Raw genomic sequence first — 21,345 nt, forward strand, 5'->3', positions numbered from 1 at the left:
CTTTATTTTCCGTTTTCTGAGACGATCCCATGATCACCATCCCGAATCAGTCGTCTGTTGCCAAGGCATTTGCCGAGTTCGACGAGGCTGGCAGGATGAAGCCCTCTTCGTATTACGAACGGGTCGTGGACGTGATGGAAGAGTTGGTCAAGTTCACTCTGCTGACGCGAGACTGTTCGGACTACCTGGTGGATCGCTACAGCGAGCGCCGTGAAAGCGCCGAGGAACTATCCAAACGGGTCAACCAACGCAGCATTTAAACGATACAGATGGCACTGAACCGCACGCAAGTCACAGTCATGCTCGGGATTGCCCAGACCCTGTCCTGGACCTCGTCGTACTACTTGCTCGCGGTGCTGGCCAGGCCAATCAGTCAGTCGACAAGCACCTCGTACTCTCTGGTGTTCGGCGCTTTCTCTGCAGCCTTGCTGGTGGCTGCGGCGGTAGGCCCCATCGCGGGCCGACTGATTGATCGCTTTGGCGGAAGGCCGGTGCTTCTCGCCAGCAATCTGGTTTTTGCCTGTGGCTTGCTGATGTTGAGCCAGGCCGCGCAGACACTGCATATCTTCGTGGCGTGGGCGTTCATGGGCGTGGCGATGGGCAGCGGCCTCTACGAAGCCGCGTTTGCCAGTGTTGTGCATCTGTATGGCCAGGATGCGCGCCCAGCCATTACCGGAATCACGCTTTTTGCTGGCTTTGCCAGCACCGTGGGCTGGCCGCTTTCCAGCTATCTGGAAGGCCTTTACGACTGGCGCGTCGTATGCATGTTCTGGGCCGCTTTGCACCTGCTGCTCGGCCTTCCGCTCAATGCCTTGTTATCGCGTGCCAAGCCCAACCCGAGGGAAGTGGTCGAAGAACAAAAGCCGCCTGGAGCTGAGTCTCAGGGCGGAAACAACGCAGGCATCAGTCTTAAGCGCACTGCCTATCTGATGGCCTACGTTTTCGCAGCGTCCTGGTTCATCAGCACTGCCATGGCTTCCCACCTGCCTCAGATTCTTCAGGCCAGCGGTGCAACTTTGGCGGCTTCGATTGCTGCTGCTGCATTGGTCGGGCCTGCCCAGGTGGCAGGTCGGGTGTTGGAGTACAGCTTTCTCAAGAAAGCACACCCACTGCTTTCTGCTCGCCTAGCCATCCTTGCCCATCCGCTGGCCGCTGTCTGTCTGGGCCTTGCCGGTGCACCAGCAGCCAGCATTTTTGCCATCCTGCATGGTCTGGGTAACGGCATCTTGACGATTGCCATAGGCACGCTGCCACTCAAGGTGTTTGGCTCTCAAGGATATGGCCAGCGTCAAGGCTGGCTCATGGTGCCTGCACGCATTGTGCAAGCCGGGTCACCGTTTCTTTTCGGGCTGGCTGTCGCAAGCTGGGGCAGCCAGGCTCTGTGGCTGTCTTCTGTGCTGGCGATCAGTGCATTTGCGGCTCTGTGGTCCATGCGTGTGAATGCACAGCAATAAAGGCAAAAGGAGGTCAACAATGGCGTTTCACGATGTGATCATCGTCGGAGCTGGTCAAGCAGGCCTATCGGTGGCGTACTTCCTGCGTCGCTCCAATCTGTCGGTGCTGCTGCTGGATGCCGAGGAAGCCGGAGGCGGGGCCTGGCAGCATGGATGGGACTCGCTGAGGCTTTTTTCTCCCGCTTCCTGGAGTTCCATCGCGGGATGGCCAATGCCTGCTTCGGGTGAGCAATATCCAAGTCGTGACCATGTGGTTGACTATCTTCGCAAGTACGAAGCACGCTACGAACTCAAGATCGAGAGGCCGGTATGCGTCACAGGCATTGAACCTACTGAGCAAGGCTTCCAGGTCAATGCCGGAGTGAGAAGCTGGCATTCGCGTGCCGTTGTATTTGCCACGGGAACATGGCGAAATCCATTTGTCCCCAACGTTGAGGGTTTGATGTCCTTCAAGGGGCAACAGTTGCACTCAGCTCAGTACGCATCTCCTGAGCCGTTCACAGGCAAGAGGGTGATGGTGGTCGGCGGAGGAAACTCCGGCGCACAGATCCTGGCGGAGGTCTCGCTTGTTGCGCAGTCCACGACCTGGGTTACGCTGGAGCCTCCAGCCTTTTTACCGGACGAGGTCGATGGGCGAGTACTCTTCGAGAGGGCTACCGCACGCTGGCAGGCATTGCAGGAAGGCAAAGATCCGGAGAGCCTGCCAGGCGGCTTTGGCGATATCGTGATGGTTCCCCCTGTCCTTGACGCACGCCTGCGCGGCGTGCTGCATTCTGTCGGCTCATTTGAGAAGCTCATGGCGGACGGGGCTCAATGGGGCGACGGAAGTACCGAGCCCTTCGACGCGATCATCTGGTGTACCGGCTTTAGGCCTGCGTTACAGCCTCTGGAGACTCTTGGCGTTGTCAACGAATCCAGAGTCACGGTAGACGGCACACAGGTGCATGGCGTCCCTGGTTTATGGCTTGTGGGCTACGGTGAGTGGACCGGGCCAGCGTCGGCCACGCTCATTGGCGTCATGCGTACAGCACGTAGCACCGCCGTGGAAGTTGAGCAGTACCTCTCGTAGAAAGTTGTTTGTCCATGCGCTCTTAGGACAACCTCGGTTGGAGGCAACTTTACATGTGCAAATCTATGCACATATGATTGCTACTATGTCCTCCGAAGTTTCAATTCGTACTCAGGCGATTGAGGCCGCAATTGCCTCGCTAGACAGCAACTTTTTTCGAGCGCTGTGTGAACCTGCACGAGTCGCTGTGCTCAAGCGTGTCATGCAATTGGGCAGAGCGGATGTGACCGCGATTGCAGCTGACCTTCCTCAAGAGCGATCAGTTGTGTCGCGCCATTTGCAAGTCTTGCTGGATGCACGGATCGTGCGAGCCACCAAAGTTGGTCGCCAAATGTTCTACGAGGTGGATGGTCCAGCCATCATTGCGCGCTTGGAAGGCATTCTTAAACATACTCAAGGCATAGCGGCACACTGCTGTCCCGCCACCTCACTGTAGATCTTGTCCATTTTTTTACAATGAAATGTGTATATGTGCGCACAGATGAACAATTTAAGTAAAAGGCACGATGTAATCGTCGTTGGAGGTGGCCAAGCAGGCCTTGCCTGCGGCTGGCACCTGAAGCAGCGGGGCTTGGACTTTACGATACTGGACGAGCAGGAGAAACCAGGGGGAAACTGGCGTCACTACTACGACAGTCTCACACTGTTTTCCCCTGCTTCGTACTCGTCTCTTCCTGGAATGCCTTTTCCTGGGGCACCCTCAGCGTACCCTCGACGCGACGAAGTGGTGAAGTACTTGGAGCAATACAGCAAGCATTTCGAACTGCCGGTGCAGCCGAACATTCGCATCGTGCGTGTGTACCGGGACAGCGGTGGATTTCGACTGCTCTCAGAAAATGGAATGGAGTTCTCTACGAGAGCAATTGTTGTCGCGACTGGCGCATTTAGTCGTCCCTTCATTCCCAACATTGCCGGTCTCCACAGCTTTGAGGGAATGAAAATTCACAGTTCATCCTACCGAGATGTGCAGCCTTTTGTCGGGAAGAAGGTTGTAGTCGTAGGCGCCGCAAACTCTGCGCTACAAATCGCCTACGAACTTGCGCGAGTAGCCAAAGTAACGCTGGCCACACGCGAAAAGGTTCGGTTCTTTCCACAACGGATTTTGGGAGTCGACTTCCATTCTTGGCTCAAATGGACGGGCCTAGAAAAAACACGCTGGCTCAATGATCAAAGTACACCGGTACTCGATGACGGCACTTACCGAAATGCACTCAAGTCTGGTCTGTTTGCGCACAAGTCAATGTTTGGGCGAGTAACGTCCAGCGGCGTAGTCTGGCCAGATGGATCAGAAGATCAAATTGACGGTATCATCTTCGCGACAGGTTTTCGTCCAAATCTCAAACCGTTTGAGCCACTAGATATCTTAGATCTTCAGCAGGGCGTCAAACAACATCATGGGGTTTCCACTTCGAACCCAGGCATCTTCTTCGTGGGATTGCCGAGGCAGAGAAATTTCGCTTCAGCAACGCTTCGCGGTGTTGGTCCTGATTCTGAGCAAATCATGGACTCGATACACAAGTATCTCAATATCTAGGTCTCGATCGTAGTCTCCCAAACACCGACTCTATGCAGAGTCGTCCCAACAATGCTCAAAGCGCGGCCATCACTTGTACCTCTAGGTGCCAAATTCTTCTACGACATGTAAATGGCTGTGGCCAGTGGTTCGCAGCCAACTTATGAGCAACGTGCAATGGACTAAAGATGTGAATCCTCAGTTGAGCGTCCGCTTTTCATACGTATGAACGACTGCTGTCGGTTGCTGCCGGTGGTCAGTACAAGCAGGCCGGTCATCACGTCTCGGAATGATGGTCAATGAAGGGCAGCGCCCGCAAACTCGCCGCGCCAACTGTCAACACTGTTTGACGGGCGGAAATCTACCGTTTATTCTCCTGCCTGTGAACGCCTTTGGGCACACATAGACGACTGAGCTTTTGAGAGTCGTCAACCGATCCCCCAAGGATCGGTCAAAGCATTACCTCGCAACCCGGATGGGGATCATCGCCCCATCCAGACCTTGCGGTCAGGTGTGGCTGTGCTCCGTCCAAACATTGGAAATTTGGAGTCATCATGCAGCAACAACAAGCACCTGCACAACGTGAGTTTTTCAACCTGCACGCTAACGGCATTGGATATTTGTCCCGTGTTCGTTGGGTTACGCCCACTGGTCGTGGTCGCAAGGCTGAACCGTTCCTCGCTTGCGCTATCAGTGCGCTGCGTGGGGCAACGGATTCTCCCGACTACACCTACTTCGATTTGCGCGTGTCCTCTGCCGAGGCCGTCGAGCTCATCGAAAGTCTGCAAAAGGAAGTTGATGAGCGCCGCAAGGTGCTGATCTCTTTCCGTATAGCTGACCTCTATGCTCACCCGTATGAACGAGAGGAGCGTGATCAGAAGGGACGCCCCACCGGGAAGAAGGAACTGGCCGGCCTCATCAAGGGCCGTCTGATTCTTGTGAACTCGGTGAGGGTCGATGGTCAGCTCGTGTATCAACGTGCCGAGTCGAATGTGGAGGCTGCTCATGTCGGCAGTCAACCGCAGGGCGATGAGGCGTTCTACGATGATCGTGGTGTTGGCAATCCCGAGCAGGGCGGCCAGGATGAGCAACCACATGGACCTGCATCGCAGGAACGTGCACCAGCTCCAGCTCTACGTCAGCAACCTCAGTATCGTGCTCCTGCTCCGCAGGGCCGTACACCTTCGGCGCCTACGCGCCAGCCAGCTCGCTCAGGCGGGTACGGCAGTACGTCTGGCCATCAACGGCAAGGCGGATATGCTGATCGACGCGAACATGATTACGCGTAATCAGCAGTAGCCACCCACCCCTGAATTGCGAAAGCAATTCAGGGCGTGATTTGTGGCCCGAATACCCTGGAATTGCGCTATGCTCTCAGCCTTTCCAAGTGTTTGCCGGTATCACTCAAACCGGATGCTAGGCAACTAGCGAAGCAGGTGAGCCTCTGAAACTTGCGCGCCCTACGGGCCGAGGCACTTATAGACCGTACACACTTCACTCGTTGACGCACACCTCGAACCGGTGTGTTCTGTCTCATTCCCAAAGGATCGGAAGTCCTTTGGCGATTCCAAACAGCACTCCACAGGCATATGCGTGTGGAGTGTTTTTCTTTCACCCACGCGGGCCTGGCCCCGCGTTGGACTGGTGCTCCGCAATCTGATGGAGCAAAAGCTTGATAAAGCTCGAAAACGTGACGTTGCGTGTCAAACAAATTCGAGGGGGCCGCTACGGCGATTTCTGTGTCGGGGAGCTATTCCACGAGTGCTGCGAACTCAAGGTCAAGGATTCACTCCTGGATCAGTTTGAAGAAGGCGAGTATCACGGTACTGTGTGGATCAGCCGAATCTTCCTGCACCAGTACATTGCGTTTGGAAAAGCCGTCACGGAGATGAGAGCAACGCTGCATGACATGCAGCTCGATAGTGCCTCCGACGCCCCTGTCGAGACCGAATTGGCCGAGCCCGACCCACTACTTGAATCGTCATCCCTGGCGTCTCAAACGCCTGTGTGGTCAGCTCCGTTGTCCGCGCCGAGTACCGAGTCGAAGACCGAGGGGTCGACACGGTTGGGTGACCAGATGCGAGAGCGCATTGAGAGAATAAAGCGGAACCCTGGGCAACCAACCCAAGCAATTGCACAAGCGTCCTCAGTAGAAGATGTAGGTCAGGTCGATACGCCCGATCTTCCTGAAGTGCTCCGAGAATACTGGGAACAGATCCGCGGTCTTCAACCAGTGAAGCTCGATCCCACTGTCGATCGCTCGGTGTTGCGAGAGCAGACCAAGGCCATCGGCCAAATGGGCTCCTATAAATTTGTATTCCAAGATCAAACTTGGCATCCAAAGTAAAGCCCATCGCCCGCATCAGCGGGCTGATCCATATGCGTGAACGCGCGTCTATGGATCAGCCTACTACCTGGTAGCCAGGCAGCGGGAAGGTGGAATTAGGGTGGCTGCGACCTGATGCGCAGCGGCTTTGCGATAGTGCGTGTCCGGTGAAAGCCAAGCCGGCCTCGTGACCGCGCCGTTCCTTGGCTGTCTGAGCCCGTTGTGACAGCCGGCCAGCCTATAGGCGGCCAGGGTACTGTAATCTGGCAATGCCGGGAGCCCGATGGGTTCCCAGAGTATCTGCAGCAATTGCGGATCTTCTGGGAAACCATCTGACCATCAATATGGTTTCGCGCACATTGAGCCCTTGAAATGTGCAAGCAGCAATGCTCTGGGCAATTCTCTTTTTCCACCCTTGCGGGCAACTATGCCCTCAAGGGCAGGCGTTGCCCGCTCCCTTTAGGGGGGAGTTTATGGACGCAACATACGCCGCCTTCAATCTGTATGAAATCCTCGTGGAATTCAATGTCCCTGCGGATCGAGCACATGCGTTGAACGAAGCCTACAATCGTGTGCAGGAGCAAAGCCGAAAGGAGGTCTTGGACATGGTTGAGAAATCCTTTCAGTCGAAGACTGACGCAGGAGAGGTTGAATCTCGCCTCGAAATTGCCATGTCGTCTGTCAAGACAGATTTGGAAAGGTCTATCAAGGAGACTCGGGTCGATTTGGAAAAATCGATGCAAGGTGTCCGAATGGACTTGGAGAAATCCATTCAGGGCGTCAAAGTTGATTTGAGTAAATCAATTCTTGATGTTCAAAGATCCATCAACGACCAGACGTGGAAACTCGTCACTTTTTCGGTCGTCATCAACGGTGCAATGCTCGGTATCTTCAAGCTTTTGATGAACTGACGTAGTAGCCGCTTTCTTAAACCCATTGGGGACCATCGTCCCCATGGGCCGGTTGTCCCCGCATCTTGGAGATAACCATGGCTCAAACCCTGAGAGTCATTGAGTGGGACAAGGAAGACCGCCGCTTGATCAACAAGTGGTTGTTACTTTGCACCGATGACGACTATGCACAGCTGTTCGCATTGCGCGAGCGGGTGGCGCCTGGTGAAGTCTGCTCGATCGTCAAACTGGTTCGGATGTGCTTTGAGCATCAGAACTGGATCGATGATCTGCCGGCGAGCCTGATTCAACTAATGCAAGTGCGGAATTTGCCGCAGCCTTCCCGCGTCGCATCCTCGCTCTGAGGATTGGCAGGGCATCACGTGCGTCCATCACTTCTAGAAGATGGGCTAGATCCAAGGGGTCCTCGATAAGAGGTGTTCCTTGAATTAACTTCAACTGGGGACGCTTTTCAGTCATCTGGAAAGTTTCTCACGTTTTCAACCTCTCTCGACGCCGGATGGGCCGTGTCCCATTCGGGCGCGCTCGTCCTTTCCCCCCTTAACAGGAGAAAAGACATGACGCAAATCGTTCAATCGCAAGCAACTACTGGTGTGACTTACGGCGTTCTCGCTGCTCAATGTGGCGAGGTTCTGCCGATGCAGGTTCTGCGTAGTGGAGGCGGCTTCTACCTCGGTACTTGTACCGAACGTGGCCCGTTCACTCGTGAATCTCTGGAGACTTGGAATACCCAAGCCAAGGCTGAAAAGGCCTGGGCGAAGGGTCACTGGTCGCAGAAGGACCACCTTTAAACCCGTGCCAGTCCCTGAGAAATCAGGGCTGGCATTTTCTTTCCCTATGGGGCTTTGGTCCCTATGGGCTGGAGTTCCCTGAGCCTTGTTTGGAGGACTCTATGACTATTAGTGCAAATGAAGCTGCGTTCAAAGTGCTTCTCCTGTGGACTCAGAATGAGCCCGCGCATCGCTACGAGGTCTACGACACGCATATGGAGGTCAATTACCGGCTCTATATCGCGAAGGACGCTATTGCGAAGGCAACTGAGCTGGGCTTGACAGCCTTCCAGTGTCGTCTCATGGACCGCACCGTGGAGCAGATCCGGTATGTCAATGGCATATGGATGCATGAAGGCGGCAGCATGCTGTCGACCGTGCAGAGGCTGTTCGATCATGAGGCGCTCTTTCATATCATGCGTCGCCTAGAGATGCGTGCTGAGATTGACGAGCTGCAGTCGCCAGACGTAGAAGAAGTGATGGCGCTTGCCGATACCGTGGCATTTCGCCGCATTCAAGACTTACCCGCTCAGCAGTCGGCAGCGTCCATCATCGCGGTGCATGCACGCTCTAACCCTCTCTACCGAGAAGCCTTGAAGCGCGCGTTGCCGCGCCTCGACATTTACGGAAAGGTTCAAGAGCTTACCGGCGTTGGCCTTGATCCAGACGAGATCCCGTTCTAAGCGGTACTGAAGTACCACCTCTTTAACCAAGCCAGCTCTCCACAAGGAGACTGGCTTTTCCATTTCTGGAGCTGTCATGGCCTTAATGTTCTCGCGCCTGGCGCACAACTATGTCAAAAACGGCTACTACCCCACTGACGAGGAATCCATACGCCGGATCTCAAACCTGCTGCAGATGCCCGAGAAGGGGGGCATACGCATGTTTGACCCTTGCTGCGGCGAGGGCAGCGCTCTCGCCGATTTACGGCAGCTACTGACCGTCGATCGAGGTCGAATCGGCGGTGCCGAGGCCTTCGGCATCGAGCTCGACCGTGACAGAGCGCGTTATGCAAAGGGAATCCTCGACCGTGTGATTCATTCGGACGTGCACGATGTGGTGCTCAAGCCGAGAAGCATGGGCCTGCTGCTTCTAAATCCGCCTTATGGCTTCGGCGTAGCCGATCAATCAGCCCAGCGCTCGCTGTTAGCGGAGGCTGATAAGGCCGAGCGCTTGGAGCGAACCTTTCTTCGCAAAACTGTGCCATATCTCGCCTACGGCGGAGTGCTTGTCTACATCATTCCGCACTACGCGCTCGACGACGAAATACGCAGCTACCTGGTGCGCAACTTTGAGGATCTGCGGATCTTCATGGCGCCAGTGCAGCAGTTTCGACAATGCATTGTGATTGGCAAGCGCTGCCGGGCAACCCATGCCACCAAGGCGGCCCTGCAGCCACTGACTGAGGCCCAGGCCTCGGAAGAGGGCGCCCCTGTCATTCCAGACTCCTGGGAGTTGGAGCCATATGTCATTCCTGCGCTGCAGGTCGATCAGGAGTTCGACTTCCACGCTGTGCAGATCGATGCCGAGCAGCTCGGCGACGAGCTGGACAAGTATGAATCGAGTCTGCTTTGGAGCGGGCTTTCATCGCAGTTCAGCCAGGTCGGCGGCGCTTGTCGACCGCCGTTGCGAGATCTGACGCCATGGCACCTTGCGCTTGCCCTTGCGGCTGGCCAGGTGGTCGGAATGATCCACGGCGCCGGCGGCAGAACGCTCCTGATAAAGGGGGATACCTACAAACGCAAGGAGCGCAAGGTGTCCGTTGACTTTGACGAGAAAGGTCAAGCATCGCAAACCACGGTGATGCTGGACCGATTCGTCCCCGTCATCAATGCCATCGAGTTCACGCCCGACCACCGGCTGGGTCGGATCGTCAACATCGCATAGCTTTTCCTTAACCACTGCTGGCCTCGGTCAGCGAACCGCAACCCCCTGGGGACACTTTCCCGGGGAAGGTCGTCCTCGTTCGTTCACTTGATTGGAGATGACCTTGAAAAATGCTGTGAAGCCAGCACAACCAGCGCAGCGCTATGACACACCGCTGTTTCGACCGGGCCGATGCGTAGCAACGCTGGGCCTAGACAACCTAATTTGCCAGGGGACCATCAATCCCCACGAGCTCCTGCAGCGGCACATCTGTGGCGATCCAGGCGAGCTGGCCAACACGAAGTTGGTCATGCTTGCGCGCGACTTGGAAGCGGCGCGTGGCCAGCGACTATCTGCATTCCTCGTCAACAGCGAGTATGTATGGGTCCTGACAAGTGCTGACTGGTCGGTGACAAAGTTGATGCTTCCATCCGAATGGCGAGCTCAATGAATACCGTCCAGCTGCTGGAACCCATCCTCAGCCTCGATCAACAGGGGCTGACATTGCTGGACGCGCCTATGGCCACCGTACTCGCAGAGCTGCCCGCCAAGATCCCCCAGATCTTGGATGCGCTCAACAAGGCGTGTGATGCATCTGCAAGTCTTGAGAACGTCATGCTCCATCTCGGGGAGCGCATGACGGAATCTGACCGGACTTTTCGCAACCTGGTTGCCTTCGATCTGTCACTGGCGCTTGGCCTGCTTGCTTCCAGCAGCAAGCCGTGCATCAGTGATGGATTCTGATAGGACCAATTAAACCCACGAGAACCGGCTGCAGCCGGTTTTCCCCAGCCTACCTGTAGGGTGAGCTGCGGAAAACCGTTTGACCTATCAGAAGCGGTTTTTAGGCGCGCTGAGCCACGAAAGCGCACCAGGTCGAGAGACCTTGGCATTTCTTCAACCACCCGTGCGGGCCTTTCCCGCAGGGGAGGGGCTCGCTCCATCCATTTCAACCAGGAGCGATCCATGAATACATCTTTTTCTAACAACATCCGTGATGGCCACCGTGGGAACACCGAGATTGATCTCGGCGACCGGCGTGTGCTCACCGTCTTAACACGTAAGTTAAATAGCTCCCTCGTCACATCGGCCTCTGTGTCATTGGTTGAGGGAGGTTTCAAGCGCTTTGTCATGGGCTTTGGCGGCGATGGCGATTTCAGCAAGACGCTCCTGGCTTCAAAGCCTAAGCGAGTGACTGAGAAGGTTGTCCGCGAACAGCATACGCAGGCGTTGACGCAGATCGAGGACCTCAAACTGCAGGTCGAAATGCACTACGACGCCTTGGAGAAACGAAAGGTGGCTGCCCATGCATGAGCTGGAAGAAACAGCGCGGGATGTCGTTAACTCCTGGGAGTCGGGCGATCTTGCCGGAGCTGTCACGCAGCTCGGCATGCTTCTAAACAACCAGGATCTGAATCGCGCTGAGTGCGCCGATGCAATCGCCCGTGCCAGGGAGATCCACGCCGATAACCAATGCGTCATCGATGCCTTGCCGCTGGTTGCGCCGGCGGAAGACGGTACCTACGTCGCCGCCTGGCTCTGGATACCGAATCCATAGTCTTTCATCCACCCACGCGGGGCACGCCCCTTGTGGGCTGCTCCATAGAAGGAGCATTTCATGCAAAGAGAGCTTCACCGAATAGAGGGTTTCGCGGATCTATGGGCCGACGCTTGCCTGCGTAACGATGAGGGCGAGCTCATGTTTCTCTCGCTCTATGGGCGCGATGCTTCTGCCATGCAGTTCATCGCGGCTATGGAGCTGGGCAGGACTGAGCACGGAATCACGGATTTCACGTTGGTGAGCCCTGAAGGAACGCGAAACCATGTCCAGGTTGGATCTGCGGAGCGCCTGGGAAAGTTCACCGGCCGTTTGCCGCGTCAGAACCTCTTTGGACCTTTGAACCATCTGTTCGTCTACGACAAACGCTTACAGGAGATCGACAAGCCCAACCGCATTGGCTGGGTCGTGTCCAACGTCGACGCCGGCATCGAGGAGAAGGTGTGGGCCCTGGTGAAAACCTTGGCTCCCATTGCGCTGCTCGATCACTGGCAAGCACCCTTGATTGCCTGGTGTCGTGAGAAGGGCGCTGTCCACGAGCTCGGGGGTGGCCTCTATCCGCGGATCGGAAATCTTCGCGCGCTGCGTGTAAGTATTTCTGATCACTTCATTCGGCATGTAAGCGCGGGCGTTCGCAACCGCGTTCTCCTTCCTTAACTCCATCAAGGCCTCGCCAGAGGCCTTTCTCACCTTCATTCATCTAACCGTTGGGCGCGCACTCCTTTGTGGGGTGTGCGCTCATTTTTTTGGAGCAAACAATGAACGATTTGGCAGTTGCTGAGCCCGCTGTGACAGAGGCATCGACTACTGCGGCCGAGGCAGCCACGGTGGCACAGGAAGTCGCTGATGAACTTGGCACGATCGAAGGCGCAGATTTTCTGGCCGAAGTGATTGATGAAACCCTGCCCCTTGGAGATTTCATACGCGAGTTTGGCCAAGGGCTGCTCGATCAGGTACGGTCACAGAACCCGCCTGTCTATCTACCGCAGCGCGATCAACTGTCCGAGGTCTGGCTGGCCCGTCAGCAGATCCTCGACAATTTGAAGCGCAAGCCATTCAAAGAGCAATCCGAAGCGGTTCAGGCCATCGTAAAGCTCCTGGCTGATCGAGGCGAGCCAGCTGCGGTCTTGAACGCGGAGATGGGCACGGGCAAGACCATGATGGCCATCTGCGTGTCTGTGCTGCTTCAGCAGCTGCAGCGACGCAATCCGCGCACGCTTGTGATCTCACCGCCGCACCTTGTCTACAAGTGGCGGCGCGAGATTCTGGACACGGTACCCGGCGCTCGGGTCTGGATCTTGAATGGCCCGGACACGCTGCGCAAGCTGCTGCAGATGCGTGCCCGCTTGGGCATCACAACGAGCCAGCCGGAGTTCTTCGTGCTGGGCCGTGTGCGGATGCGTATGGGGTTTCATTGGCGTCCGTCCTTTATCGAGCGCACCATCCTCGTTGGTGGCCAGCGTATCGTGGCTGCATGCTGCCCTTGCTGCATGCGGCCGCTCGAATCGAAGGGCGATGACGACGAGACCTTGCCCATGTCCGTGCCCTTGGCCAAGCAGGTCCTCAGTGACCGCCGGCGAAAGTGCGAACACTGCAACTCGACGCTGTGGACGCTGATTCGCAATGGGCGGCCCATCGACTCCATGTCCGACCTGGTGCTCAACGCACTTCAGCAGATGCCAACCATCGGCCCGGTTTCTGCGAAGCGGCTGCTCAGCAAGTTTGGAGAGAAAACACTGGCTGCGATGCTGGAGGACAACGTCTACGAGTTCTTGAACTTGATGGACGAGAACGGGGATCTGGTATTCAGCGACAAGCAGGCGAAGCGCATGGAGCGAAGCCTGGCCACGTTCGAGTTTTCAATCGGGCAGGGGGGCTATCAGCCCACGGAGTTCATCAAGCGCTATCTGCCGACCAACTACTTTGGTTTGCTGGTAGTCGATGAAGGCCACGAGTACAAGAACGAGGGCTCAGCCCAGGGTCAGGCAATGGGCGTGTTGGCCAGTCAGTGCGAAAAGGTGCTGTTGCTGACGGGCACACTCATGGGCGGCTATGCGGATGATCTTTTTCACCTGCTCTGGCGCGTCAATCCCAGGGTGTTGATCGAGGACGGCTTCAAGCCATCCAAGACCGGCTCCATGGCTGCTGCGACCATGGGCTTCATGCGCGTGCACGGGGTGCTCAAGGACATCTACAAAGAGACCTCGACGACTTCCCACCGCACAGCCAAGGGCAAAGGCGTGACTGTTCGCACAAGCAAGGCTCCAGGGTTCGGCCCTGTGGGTATCTTGCGTTACGTGCTGCCAATTACGGTATTCCTAAAGCTGCGGGACATTGGGCAGAAGGTGCTGCCGGCGTATGACGAGTCCTTTGTTGACGTGCAAATGCGCGATGACCAAGCTGAGGCATACGCCGATATGTCGAGGAAATTGTTGCAGATCCTGAAGCAGGCCTTGGCCATGAAGGACAGCACGCTGTTGGGCGTGGTCATGAACGTGCTACTTGCATGGCCAGAATGCTGCTTTCGTTCGGAAACGGTAAGGCATCCAAGAAGCAAGGAGCTGCTGCACATGCAACCGGCTCTGTTCGATGATGTTGAATGCACTCCGAAAGAGGCCAAGCTCATTCAGCTCTGCATGGATGAGAAAGCCCTCGGCCGCAAGGTCTTGGTCTATTCAATCTACTCCGGCACCCGCGACACCACGGCCCGGTTGCGCATGCTGCTCGAAGCCAGGGGGTTCAAGGTAGCTGTGCTGCGCGCCAGTGTAGATGCGGCTAAGCGTGAAGACTGGGTAGCGGACCAGGTAGAGCGAGGCATCGATGTGCTCATCACCAATCCTGAGCTGGTGAAGACTGGTCTGGATTTGCTTGAGTTCCCAACGATCGTCTTCATGCAATCGGGATTCAACGTCTACACGATGCTTCAGGCGGCCAGGCGCTCCTGGCGCATTGGTCAGAAGCATGATGTTCGCGTGATCTTCCTTGGCTACGCCGGCACTTCACAAATGGAATGCTTGCGCCTCATGGCCAAGAAAATCGCGGTATCGCAGTCCACCTCTGGCGATATGCCTGAAAGTGGACTGGACGTTCTCAACGACAACGAGGGCGAAAGCATTGAGATGGCTCTCGCGAGAGACCTTTTGACGATGTAGCCCATTTTGACCACAAGCTGTTTTCACAGCTTGTGGTCATTTTTTTATTTTGGAGGCACTTGACAGACATACAATTGTCACGCACAGTTACACAAGGCTTTGTTGGAAATCTTCGCGTCACCCCTTGTGAGAAGCCCACAAGATATGTCCCACGCGGAGTACCAATGAAATAACGCCATATCGTTCCAAGCACAGTCCATTCAGACTGTCGCATCTCTTCCAAGATTCCCATAAGTTCTTAGCCCTCGATTACTTGAATCATCGAGCGCGGCTCCATATTTGAAACAGAGGTTCCATATGAAGATTTCTAGCACCCTTTCTATTGTGGCAATTGCCTGTGTACTCGCCGCATGTGGCGGTGGCGGTGGCGGCGACAGCAGCAGTGGAGGTGGTAGCAACAACAACGGTGGGTCTACACCGCCGGCCGAGGTCATTCCTCCTTCTAATAGCGGCTATCCGACGGCAATTGAGAGTTCAACCTATACCGAAAAAAACAAGGTTGATATTTACTTGACGATTAATAAGTTCCGCACGACATGCGGATTTAGCTCAATTAAGCAGAATAGAGTGCTTGACACAGCTGCTAATGGACATGCAATTTATCTTCAGTCAAATAGCACGATCGGACACACCCAGAACAGTGGAAACATTAATTTCACGGGTGCGACGTTGCTGAATCGCGCTAACGCAGCTGGCTATCAGCCTTCTGTGCTCGCCGAAATCGCAGGGTCAAGTAACGGCGGAACATTGTTGGCAGGGACAAGCCCGTCTGGTATCAAAACATCTAAAGATGCCCCAACGGGACAAGCGCTGATCAACAGTTTGTTCTCTACTGTTTATCATCTCAGCGGCGCTACAAAAGAATGGTCAGAAATGGGGATTGGATATTCCGCGTCAGGAAATCTCACACAGTTGCCCGGTGAGACCATGTTCTATGCGGCTGCTGTCGTTAACTTTGGAGTGCCTGCAGGCAGTAATGCTCCGGTTTACACGGGGGGTAAGATCCGCAGCTTCCCTTGCGACGGTATCGACGGCGTATCTCCAATTTTCACAACAGAGATTCCTAGCCCATATCCTGCTCGTGATTTCAACGCTTCGCCCATGGGAACCCCTATCATGCTTGCGTCGGCAGCTGGAGGCAGCATTGAAATTTCCAAAGCATCTATTACGGCAGTTGGAGCAAACACATCCGTGGCTGTGAAGATCCTGAATTCAGCGGATGACGTACATAAACTGGTTGCGAACTCTGAAGCCTTCGCTATTCCCGATCAGCCTTTGGCAGAAGATACAAGCTACTCTGTGGCGATTAGTGGGACAGCAGATGCTAAACCGTTTACCGCCAATTTCACTTTCAAAACAGGAAAGCAGAATAAAGTAGAGCAGACAAAGAAAGGGAGCCCCACGGCTCCCTTTTTTAATCTCCGCAGGTATGCCAAGTACCTACCACATGAATCTGGACTTTAATAGTTTCAACCGGGCAAACCTCCCATTGGTAGTATCTATACCCAGGAGCACCTTTTTTGGCGGAGCAGACACCAATATATTGACTTGCGGAACAGTTACCGGAGTTGCTTTCAACTATATCGTAGCCCTTCACTACCCCTCCTTCAGTGAATGATCCGTATCCTGGGACTTGAACAATCTCAGTCGCGCCAGCGCCGGAATTATTTGGTGCCCAAAGTCTTACGGGACCAGTAGAGTCATATGTCTGAGCACTTGCAGACACCATGAGCAAGCCCAGATAGAAGGCTAGAATATTCTTGGATATCATAATCTCTCCTAATAATAGATGCAGTATGTTTGAGCGATGGCCTCGCCGGCAGCGCCATTCCCAGCATTATCAACAATTGACACCACCCATGCACTTCCATAATCCGCTGCATAATGGTTTAGTTTTACTGCATCGGTGCTCTGATTTTTTGGAAGTAACATAATCATGGAGCCGCTAGTACCAGATTGGCATGTTGGTTTTGGTATCCAGCTTCCATTAGATGCAGAGTATGATTCAGAGAAAACCTTTTTACCAAATCGATCTGCGAGCGTAACCCATTGATTGCCTGAACAGTAGAGGGCAACGTCCTGGTTATTCCACGCTACTCCACCATTCTGTGGGCACCACCCGCCAGATACTGCATCTTTCTGAGGCGATATTCCCTTCCAGTAGCCGCTGATACACATTACGAGCCCCTGGCCATTTGCGTCTTGGGCAATATCGCCTTGTTGGTTTGTTCCTGCGCACCAGTTACCCTTGATTTGAATGCTAGTTGGATTGATGACTTGGCCATAGGCTCGACCAGATCCATCGCTCATCGATATGCCAGCTGTTGGGTTGCCAGAGCCGTTCTTAACCGTCAGGTCGCCGCTGCTGTTGATGCTGGTTGTCTCGGTTGGTCCACTGCTGATTGACAACGACTGAGACGCGAGCGAACCTGATTTCACTTTCCCCACTACGCTCAGATCGCCTTGCAGATCGGGATCGCGGTCGTCTCGGATGCGTACGAATTGAGAATAGATCGCTGCAGTCCTGGTCGTGCAGACGCCATAAGTGGCTGGGCCAGCGCCCCCTGGAGCCGGATAGTCACAGCTGCTACCACGCAGGCGAGTGGGCGCAAGCAAGGTCACAGTAGTGCCATACCCCTGGCTTGCGGATCTGATCTCTTCTGCTTGCACATGCCAAACGGAGCCCGTTGCAGCCGCGCAGGCTCCATCGGTTGCATATCCGTTGCAGCTGGCAGTCAGTGGTAGGTGGCTATACGAATATGCGGTGAGCGAGCATGTCGATCCTGGGCAGCCAGATCGATCCACCGTGATGAGTTGCCGGCGTCTCATCGGGTCGATGAGAGGAAATGAGACAGGCAAATACTTGGCAGTGCGCAACTCGTCGACGGTGGGGGCGAGGGGGTCGGAGAAGCCGGCCACAACTGATCCCATGGCAAGGGCTTGGGCATTGAGGTTCAGGAACTTGTCCAGTCCATCCTTGAGCGTCGAGAGGTAGACGCCAGTAGCTTCTGCGCGGCCGCTGTTGATCTTGTCGATTGCCTCCTTGGATGCATAGACGCCGAGAACAGCAGTCAAGCCAAGCACAGCGATGAGCTCAAGCAGGAGGAAGCCAGCCTGTTGTTTGCGATGAGGGCGCTTGCGCAGCATAGTGTCCTTTGGCCGTGCCAGATGCGGCACGGCGTGCGGGGGAGTTATTGGAAGGTGTATTCAATGTCGACGCCCGCCGGCACCGCGCAGCTGCTTTGCAGCGTCGCGATAGCAGGTTGGCCACCAGCGGCCTTTACGACGACCGTTCCCACCTTGATGCTTTCTGCTGCTCGCACCATCTGCGTAATCATCGGCATGCAGGCCTTTTCGTGAACCTTTGAGACCGTGACCAGCAGGTTGGCGCCAGGCGTGCCGGTTACGGCAATTGCCTGTGGGTTCAATCCGGTTGCTTGTATGGAATGGGTTGCGGTAGCGCCGGAAACGCTGAAAGCAGAGTCTTTCAGTGCGCTGGCCAGCGTGGCCGTTGTCACGCCCGTATACGGCGTCGCAGTGGCCACGGTGTTTGCTGCGCCCTGGATCGACGCCACGGCCTTGGCAAGGTCTCGCGCAAAGTACGGCGCACGGTATTCTCGATAGAGTCCTTGTAGCGCTGGAAATGCCAGCACCGCGAGGATCACGATAATGCCCGCAACGACCATCAATTCGATCAGCGTGAAGCCATCTTCTTTTCCTTTGCGTCGAAACGACTTGCGCATGCGACGAGATTGATTGATAAAGCTCTGCATAGTTTTTTGCTCCTTGAAAAAGCAGGTTGAAATAGACTTACAGGAAAACCATTTTTGCGGCATCGGTCATTTCTTGAATGGCAGAAAATGTGTTGAAAACAACCCAACCGACTATTGCTAACGATACAAACAGAATTCCCCATCGGAGGATGAATGCACGCTTTTTAATGCTCTTGCCCATATCTCGCTCTGTGCGGCGGCCTGTTAATTGAAGGCCGGCTTCTAAAGACTTTGCTTCAGAAATGTCGAACAAGTAATAAAGAGCATCCGGCTCCATTAGGCCTACATCGAATAGCCTACCATCCACAAAGCCGAGCTCGATATTTTCTTGAATGCGTTGGCAATACCATTGCAGCCAAGGCTCCGCCTGCAATGAGATTGCCTTTATGCCTTCTCGAAGGTTTAGACCAGAGCCGCGCTTCACCAGAGTGGATAGGGTCGAAAGAAACATCGCACCGCGATAGTTTCTGTAGACACGGTAGATAATTATCTTTTCCGCCCATTGACGAGAGCGACCGCTCCAACGTGTCAAAGACCAACTAAATGCGATGCAAAGTATTAGTATTCCTATTGCTAGAGGAATGATATATGACGCGAAGACCTTGGAGAAATAGTCCAGATCTAATGCATGCGGACCATAAAGTGTTTCAGGTACAAAGTCGAAAGTGGCCTTAATTTGTGGCCACACAAAAGCTGGCACGCTTGTGAGAGTTGCAAGGACAACAATAATTGCGAATATTGCTACAGCAATGATGGAGAGAAACAGGCTGCGGGCCTCATCAACCACTCTCACCAAGCGCGCAGCCTCTTTCAATGCGTCCGGTACTGATCCAGTGCCTCCGTGGTTAGCCGCCGAAGCAATAATCACCATGTCTGCATCGGGCAGCGTGCCTTGCCAAGTTGCGCCGATGTCTGTGCCGGTGTCCAGAAACTTGCTTGCCCAGTATTCGGAAAGCACTGCTCGTGGATGGGGGCGGAGCTTCTGCCAACGGTTCTTTGGTGCGTAGCGTTGAGCATCCTTTACGAATATGTCGTGCATAAGGATTCGCCCATCGGAATCTGAAAGCACGTCAGCGAGATACTCATAGTAGTCGGCCCGATGCTTTCTAAATTGGCGTGCTGCGCGTTTTAGTGGCGAGAAATAATCAAGTATGGATCGCATCACACAGCCTGCAGCTTCATAATTGATTGAAGATTCTTTGTGTGAGCTGCAGCCATTTCACGGCGTCTTTCTACGGTGACGAATGACATAAATCGTGGCTCGATCTCCCTAGGGTCTATTTCACCTTCGCTCATTTTGTATATGGCGCAGTCCATTGCAGATTTTCCTGTCATATCTGGATCGTCATATCGTGAGGTGCGCAATGACGCCAGATATCGGCTCAGTTCAATAGTTTTTGATTCGCGAATACATTCCAAGAAATAGTCGTCAGGCTCAACCAACTCAGCGACGACGGTGCGGCCAAGTAGGCCATTCAGTTCAGGCAAGCCATCACGCCGGCATTTATCGCATCCATCGGGGTTTCTGACATATATCTTTTCTGGATCGATGTCGTAAAGACGTTTGATGCGTGAAAAGTAATCCTCCCACTCTATCGCGTCTTCACCTTGAAGGAGCTTTGTGGCCTTTAGCTTGCAGCCAGGGCAGTTTTTCGGAAGTAATGCCTGATACCCCAATAGCTTGAGGTTTCCAGGTGTGGAAACTACATCGATGTCAATGCCAATACCTGGCGATATCAAGCGTGCTGGTATACCCATGCAATTACGAGCGTGGACAGTCGTATAGCAGTTCGTGCCCGATTCGATAGCATCTTGGAGCAGGGCGGCAGTTTGCTGGTCACGAATCTCACCGATGAATAGATCGTTAAGAGCGGTTCGCTTTAGTGTTCTCTTCTTTGGCTTGAAAGGGTCTTCATCGCTTTCAAGGTCGCGACTCACTGTGTTCTGGTGGAAGTGACTGCCAGGCAAGATGTTTTCTCGCGGGTCTTCCACTGTCATCACTTTGCGCGTGCTTGGAACTCCACTGAGTAGTGTCGATATCGTTGTCGATTTGCCCGAGTCAACGACCCCCGAGAGGACGATTGCACCGCCCTCGGATCGCATGGCCCGCATTAGCATGGCGATCTGTGTGGGGAGATAGCCAAGTTGCTCCAGCGTCAGCGGTTCTTTCTTGGCATTGATTGGCGTTATCCGCATGGTGATCTGCGGGCCTTCGTCACAGGCCATCGACGCCCAGCGCAGCATGAACTGTCCGAGCTCGGCCAGGTCGATGAAGATCCGGCACTGGGATTCGACAGTGCCATTGAAAACGGGGTCTTTGACGCCCTTGGCAGTTTGGTACGCGACTCCAGCGATGGACAGAAGCGTTGCAGTTGGCAAGTGGAAGCGTGGTGGGGCCACGTACTTGCCCTCGATGGTGAACCGGACCTCGCTGCGGGTTTGGGCAGTGAAGATGTTCAGGTGAATGTCAGAGGCGCGGTTGGTTACTCCGTAACGCACCAGTTCCTCGAACGACTGGTAGTAGCCGGCTTTTGCCCTGTCGCCCAAGATGTTGCGAAGGCGCTCCCCCTGGGTCCCGTCGATGTGGCCACGCGAGACGGCATGGATGATGGTTTCGCTCTCGACCAGATAGACGTTGGCGCCTGGTGCGAGACGGTAGTTCTTGGACAAGAGGAGCTCGGTCGTAGCCCGTAGTTCTTGCGAGCTTCGGTGGCGGTTGCTCACGAGCAGAATGAACTGCTTGCTGTCTTTTCGTGTTTCGAGAGGACAGATGTGCTGGGCCAGACTTCCCGCCAGGTTGATGTCCTTGTCCTTCCCGAGTGGGCGATGGAAGCTCACTTCCTTGAGCAGCTCGCTCTCGGTCTTTATGACACGTTGACTGAGGACGAAAGTGGTCGCAGTCGGCGGAGCTGGGACTGTTGAACGTTGACGCGAGAAGAATGGCCACTGCATC

General features: G+C 54.8%; 21 protein-coding genes and 1 pseudogene. 18 read left to right on the top strand and 4 right to left on the bottom strand.

Translation table 11 applies throughout. The annotated features are described in order from the left end of the window. Positions 1–29 precede the first annotated feature (29 nt). From P353_RS15150 to P353_RS29240, 18 genes and pseudogenes are all read left to right on the top strand, one after another. Positions 30–260 (top strand): annotated as a pseudogene (locus P353_RS15150) (arsenical resistance protein ArsH); the annotation flags it as partial. A gap of 9 nt (positions 261–269) precedes the next feature. Next, positions 270–1,454, top strand: a complete 1,185-nt coding sequence (locus P353_RS15155) for an MFS transporter (RefSeq protein WP_034371052.1) — start codon at positions 270–272, stop codon at positions 1,452–1,454. 19 nt (positions 1,455–1,473) lie between these two features. Next, positions 1,474–2,523 (top strand): ArsO family NAD(P)H-dependent flavin-containing monooxygenase, encoded by a 1,050-nt coding sequence (locus tag P353_RS15160; RefSeq protein WP_034371055.1) that lies wholly within the window; start codon positions 1,474–1,476, stop codon positions 2,521–2,523. An 85-nt stretch (positions 2,524–2,608) separates the two neighbouring features. After that, entirely contained in the window at positions 2,609–2,959 is a 351-nt protein-coding gene (locus tag P353_RS15165) for an ArsR/SmtB family transcription factor (protein WP_034371208.1), read from the top strand. A gap of 45 nt (positions 2,960–3,004) precedes the next feature. Beyond that, positions 3,005–4,057 (top strand): FAD-dependent oxidoreductase, encoded by a 1,053-nt coding sequence (locus P353_RS15170; protein WP_034371211.1) that lies wholly within the window; start codon positions 3,005–3,007, stop codon positions 4,055–4,057. Positions 4,058–4,590: 533 nt separating this feature from the next. Further along, positions 4,591–5,325, top strand: coding sequence for a DUF3577 domain-containing protein (locus tag P353_RS28170; protein ID WP_080750553.1), 735 nt, complete (start codon positions 4,591–4,593; stop codon positions 5,323–5,325). A 383-nt stretch (positions 5,326–5,708) separates the two neighbouring features. After that, entirely contained in the window at positions 5,709–6,383 is a 675-nt protein-coding gene (locus P353_RS15185) for a DUF3275 family protein (RefSeq protein ID WP_034371063.1), read from the top strand. Between the two features lie 365 nt (positions 6,384–6,748). Then, positions 6,749–7,273: a hypothetical protein gene (locus P353_RS15190; protein WP_034371066.1), complete on the top strand. Its 525-nt coding sequence runs from the start codon at positions 6,749–6,751 to the stop codon at positions 7,271–7,273. Between the two features lie 77 nt (positions 7,274–7,350). After that, on the top strand, positions 7,351–7,617 hold the full coding sequence (locus P353_RS15195) for a hypothetical protein (protein ID WP_034371069.1): 267 nt from the start codon (positions 7,351–7,353) through the stop codon (positions 7,615–7,617). A gap of 213 nt (positions 7,618–7,830) precedes the next feature. Further along, the gene (locus tag P353_RS15200) at positions 7,831–8,064 is read left to right on the top strand and encodes a hypothetical protein (RefSeq protein WP_003054981.1); all 234 of its coding nucleotides are present in this window, start codon (positions 7,831–7,833) and stop codon (positions 8,062–8,064) included. Positions 8,065–8,165: 101 nt separating this feature from the next. Next, complete coding sequence (locus P353_RS15205) at positions 8,166–8,726, top strand: hypothetical protein (RefSeq protein WP_034371072.1); 561 nt, start codon at positions 8,166–8,168, stop codon at positions 8,724–8,726. A 76-nt stretch (positions 8,727–8,802) separates the two neighbouring features. After that, positions 8,803–9,930, top strand: coding sequence for a DUF6094 domain-containing protein (locus P353_RS15210; RefSeq protein ID WP_034371075.1), 1,128 nt, complete (start codon positions 8,803–8,805; stop codon positions 9,928–9,930). A gap of 426 nt (positions 9,931–10,356) precedes the next feature. Then, positions 10,357–10,653, top strand: coding sequence for a hypothetical protein (locus P353_RS15220; RefSeq protein ID WP_232776537.1), 297 nt, complete (start codon positions 10,357–10,359; stop codon positions 10,651–10,653). Positions 10,654–10,875: 222 nt separating this feature from the next. Next, positions 10,876–11,223: a hypothetical protein gene (locus tag P353_RS15225; RefSeq protein ID WP_034371081.1), complete on the top strand. Its 348-nt coding sequence runs from the start codon at positions 10,876–10,878 to the stop codon at positions 11,221–11,223. Then, entirely contained in the window at positions 11,216–11,467 is a 252-nt protein-coding gene (locus P353_RS15230; RefSeq protein ID WP_034371084.1) for a hypothetical protein, read from the top strand. Before P353_RS15225 ends, P353_RS15230 begins: the two co-directional genes overlap by 8 nt. A gap of 60 nt (positions 11,468–11,527) precedes the next feature. Further along, entirely contained in the window at positions 11,528–12,124 is a 597-nt protein-coding gene (locus tag P353_RS15235) for a hypothetical protein (protein ID WP_034371087.1), read from the top strand. Positions 12,125–12,225: 101 nt separating this feature from the next. Continuing rightward, positions 12,226–14,619 carry a DEAD/DEAH box helicase family protein gene (locus P353_RS15240; RefSeq protein ID WP_034371090.1) on the top strand — a complete coding sequence of 798 codons (2,394 nt, stop codon included), beginning with the start codon at positions 12,226–12,228 and terminating at the stop codon, positions 14,617–14,619. A 297-nt stretch (positions 14,620–14,916) separates the two neighbouring features. After that, positions 14,917–16,083, top strand: coding sequence for a CAP domain-containing protein (locus P353_RS29240; protein ID WP_157839602.1), 1,167 nt, complete (start codon positions 14,917–14,919; stop codon positions 16,081–16,083). 315 nt (positions 16,084–16,398) lie between these two features. On the opposite strand, the gene P353_RS28175 is transcribed toward P353_RS29240, so the two are convergent. From P353_RS28175 to P353_RS15255, 4 genes are read right to left on the bottom strand one after another with little or no spacing between them, the layout of a single operon-like run. Continuing rightward, the gene (locus P353_RS28175) at positions 16,399–17,766 is read right to left on the bottom strand and encodes a type II secretion system protein (protein WP_080750560.1); all 1,368 of its coding nucleotides are present in this window, start codon (positions 17,764–17,766) and stop codon (positions 16,399–16,401) included. Positions 17,767–17,810: 44 nt separating this feature from the next. Further along, entirely contained in the window at positions 17,811–18,392 is a 582-nt protein-coding gene (locus P353_RS15245; RefSeq protein ID WP_034371094.1) for a prepilin-type N-terminal cleavage/methylation domain-containing protein, read from the bottom strand. Positions 18,393–18,429: 37 nt separating this feature from the next. Next, positions 18,430–19,554 (bottom strand): hypothetical protein, encoded by a 1,125-nt coding sequence (locus P353_RS15250; RefSeq protein WP_034371097.1) that lies wholly within the window; start codon positions 19,552–19,554, stop codon positions 18,430–18,432. Continuing rightward, a complete protein-coding gene (locus P353_RS15255) occupies positions 19,554–21,344 on the bottom strand; it encodes an ATPase, T2SS/T4P/T4SS family (RefSeq protein ID WP_034371099.1) in 1,791 nt (596 codons plus the stop codon). The genes P353_RS15250 and P353_RS15255 overlap by 1 nt, the downstream gene beginning before the upstream one ends. Position 21,345: the final 1 nt, after the last annotated feature.

This window comes from Comamonas testosteroni, from assembly GCF_000761245.1.
In the GTDB taxonomy this organism is placed as follows: Bacteria; Pseudomonadota; Gammaproteobacteria; order Burkholderiales; family Burkholderiaceae_C; genus Comamonas; species Comamonas testosteroni_C.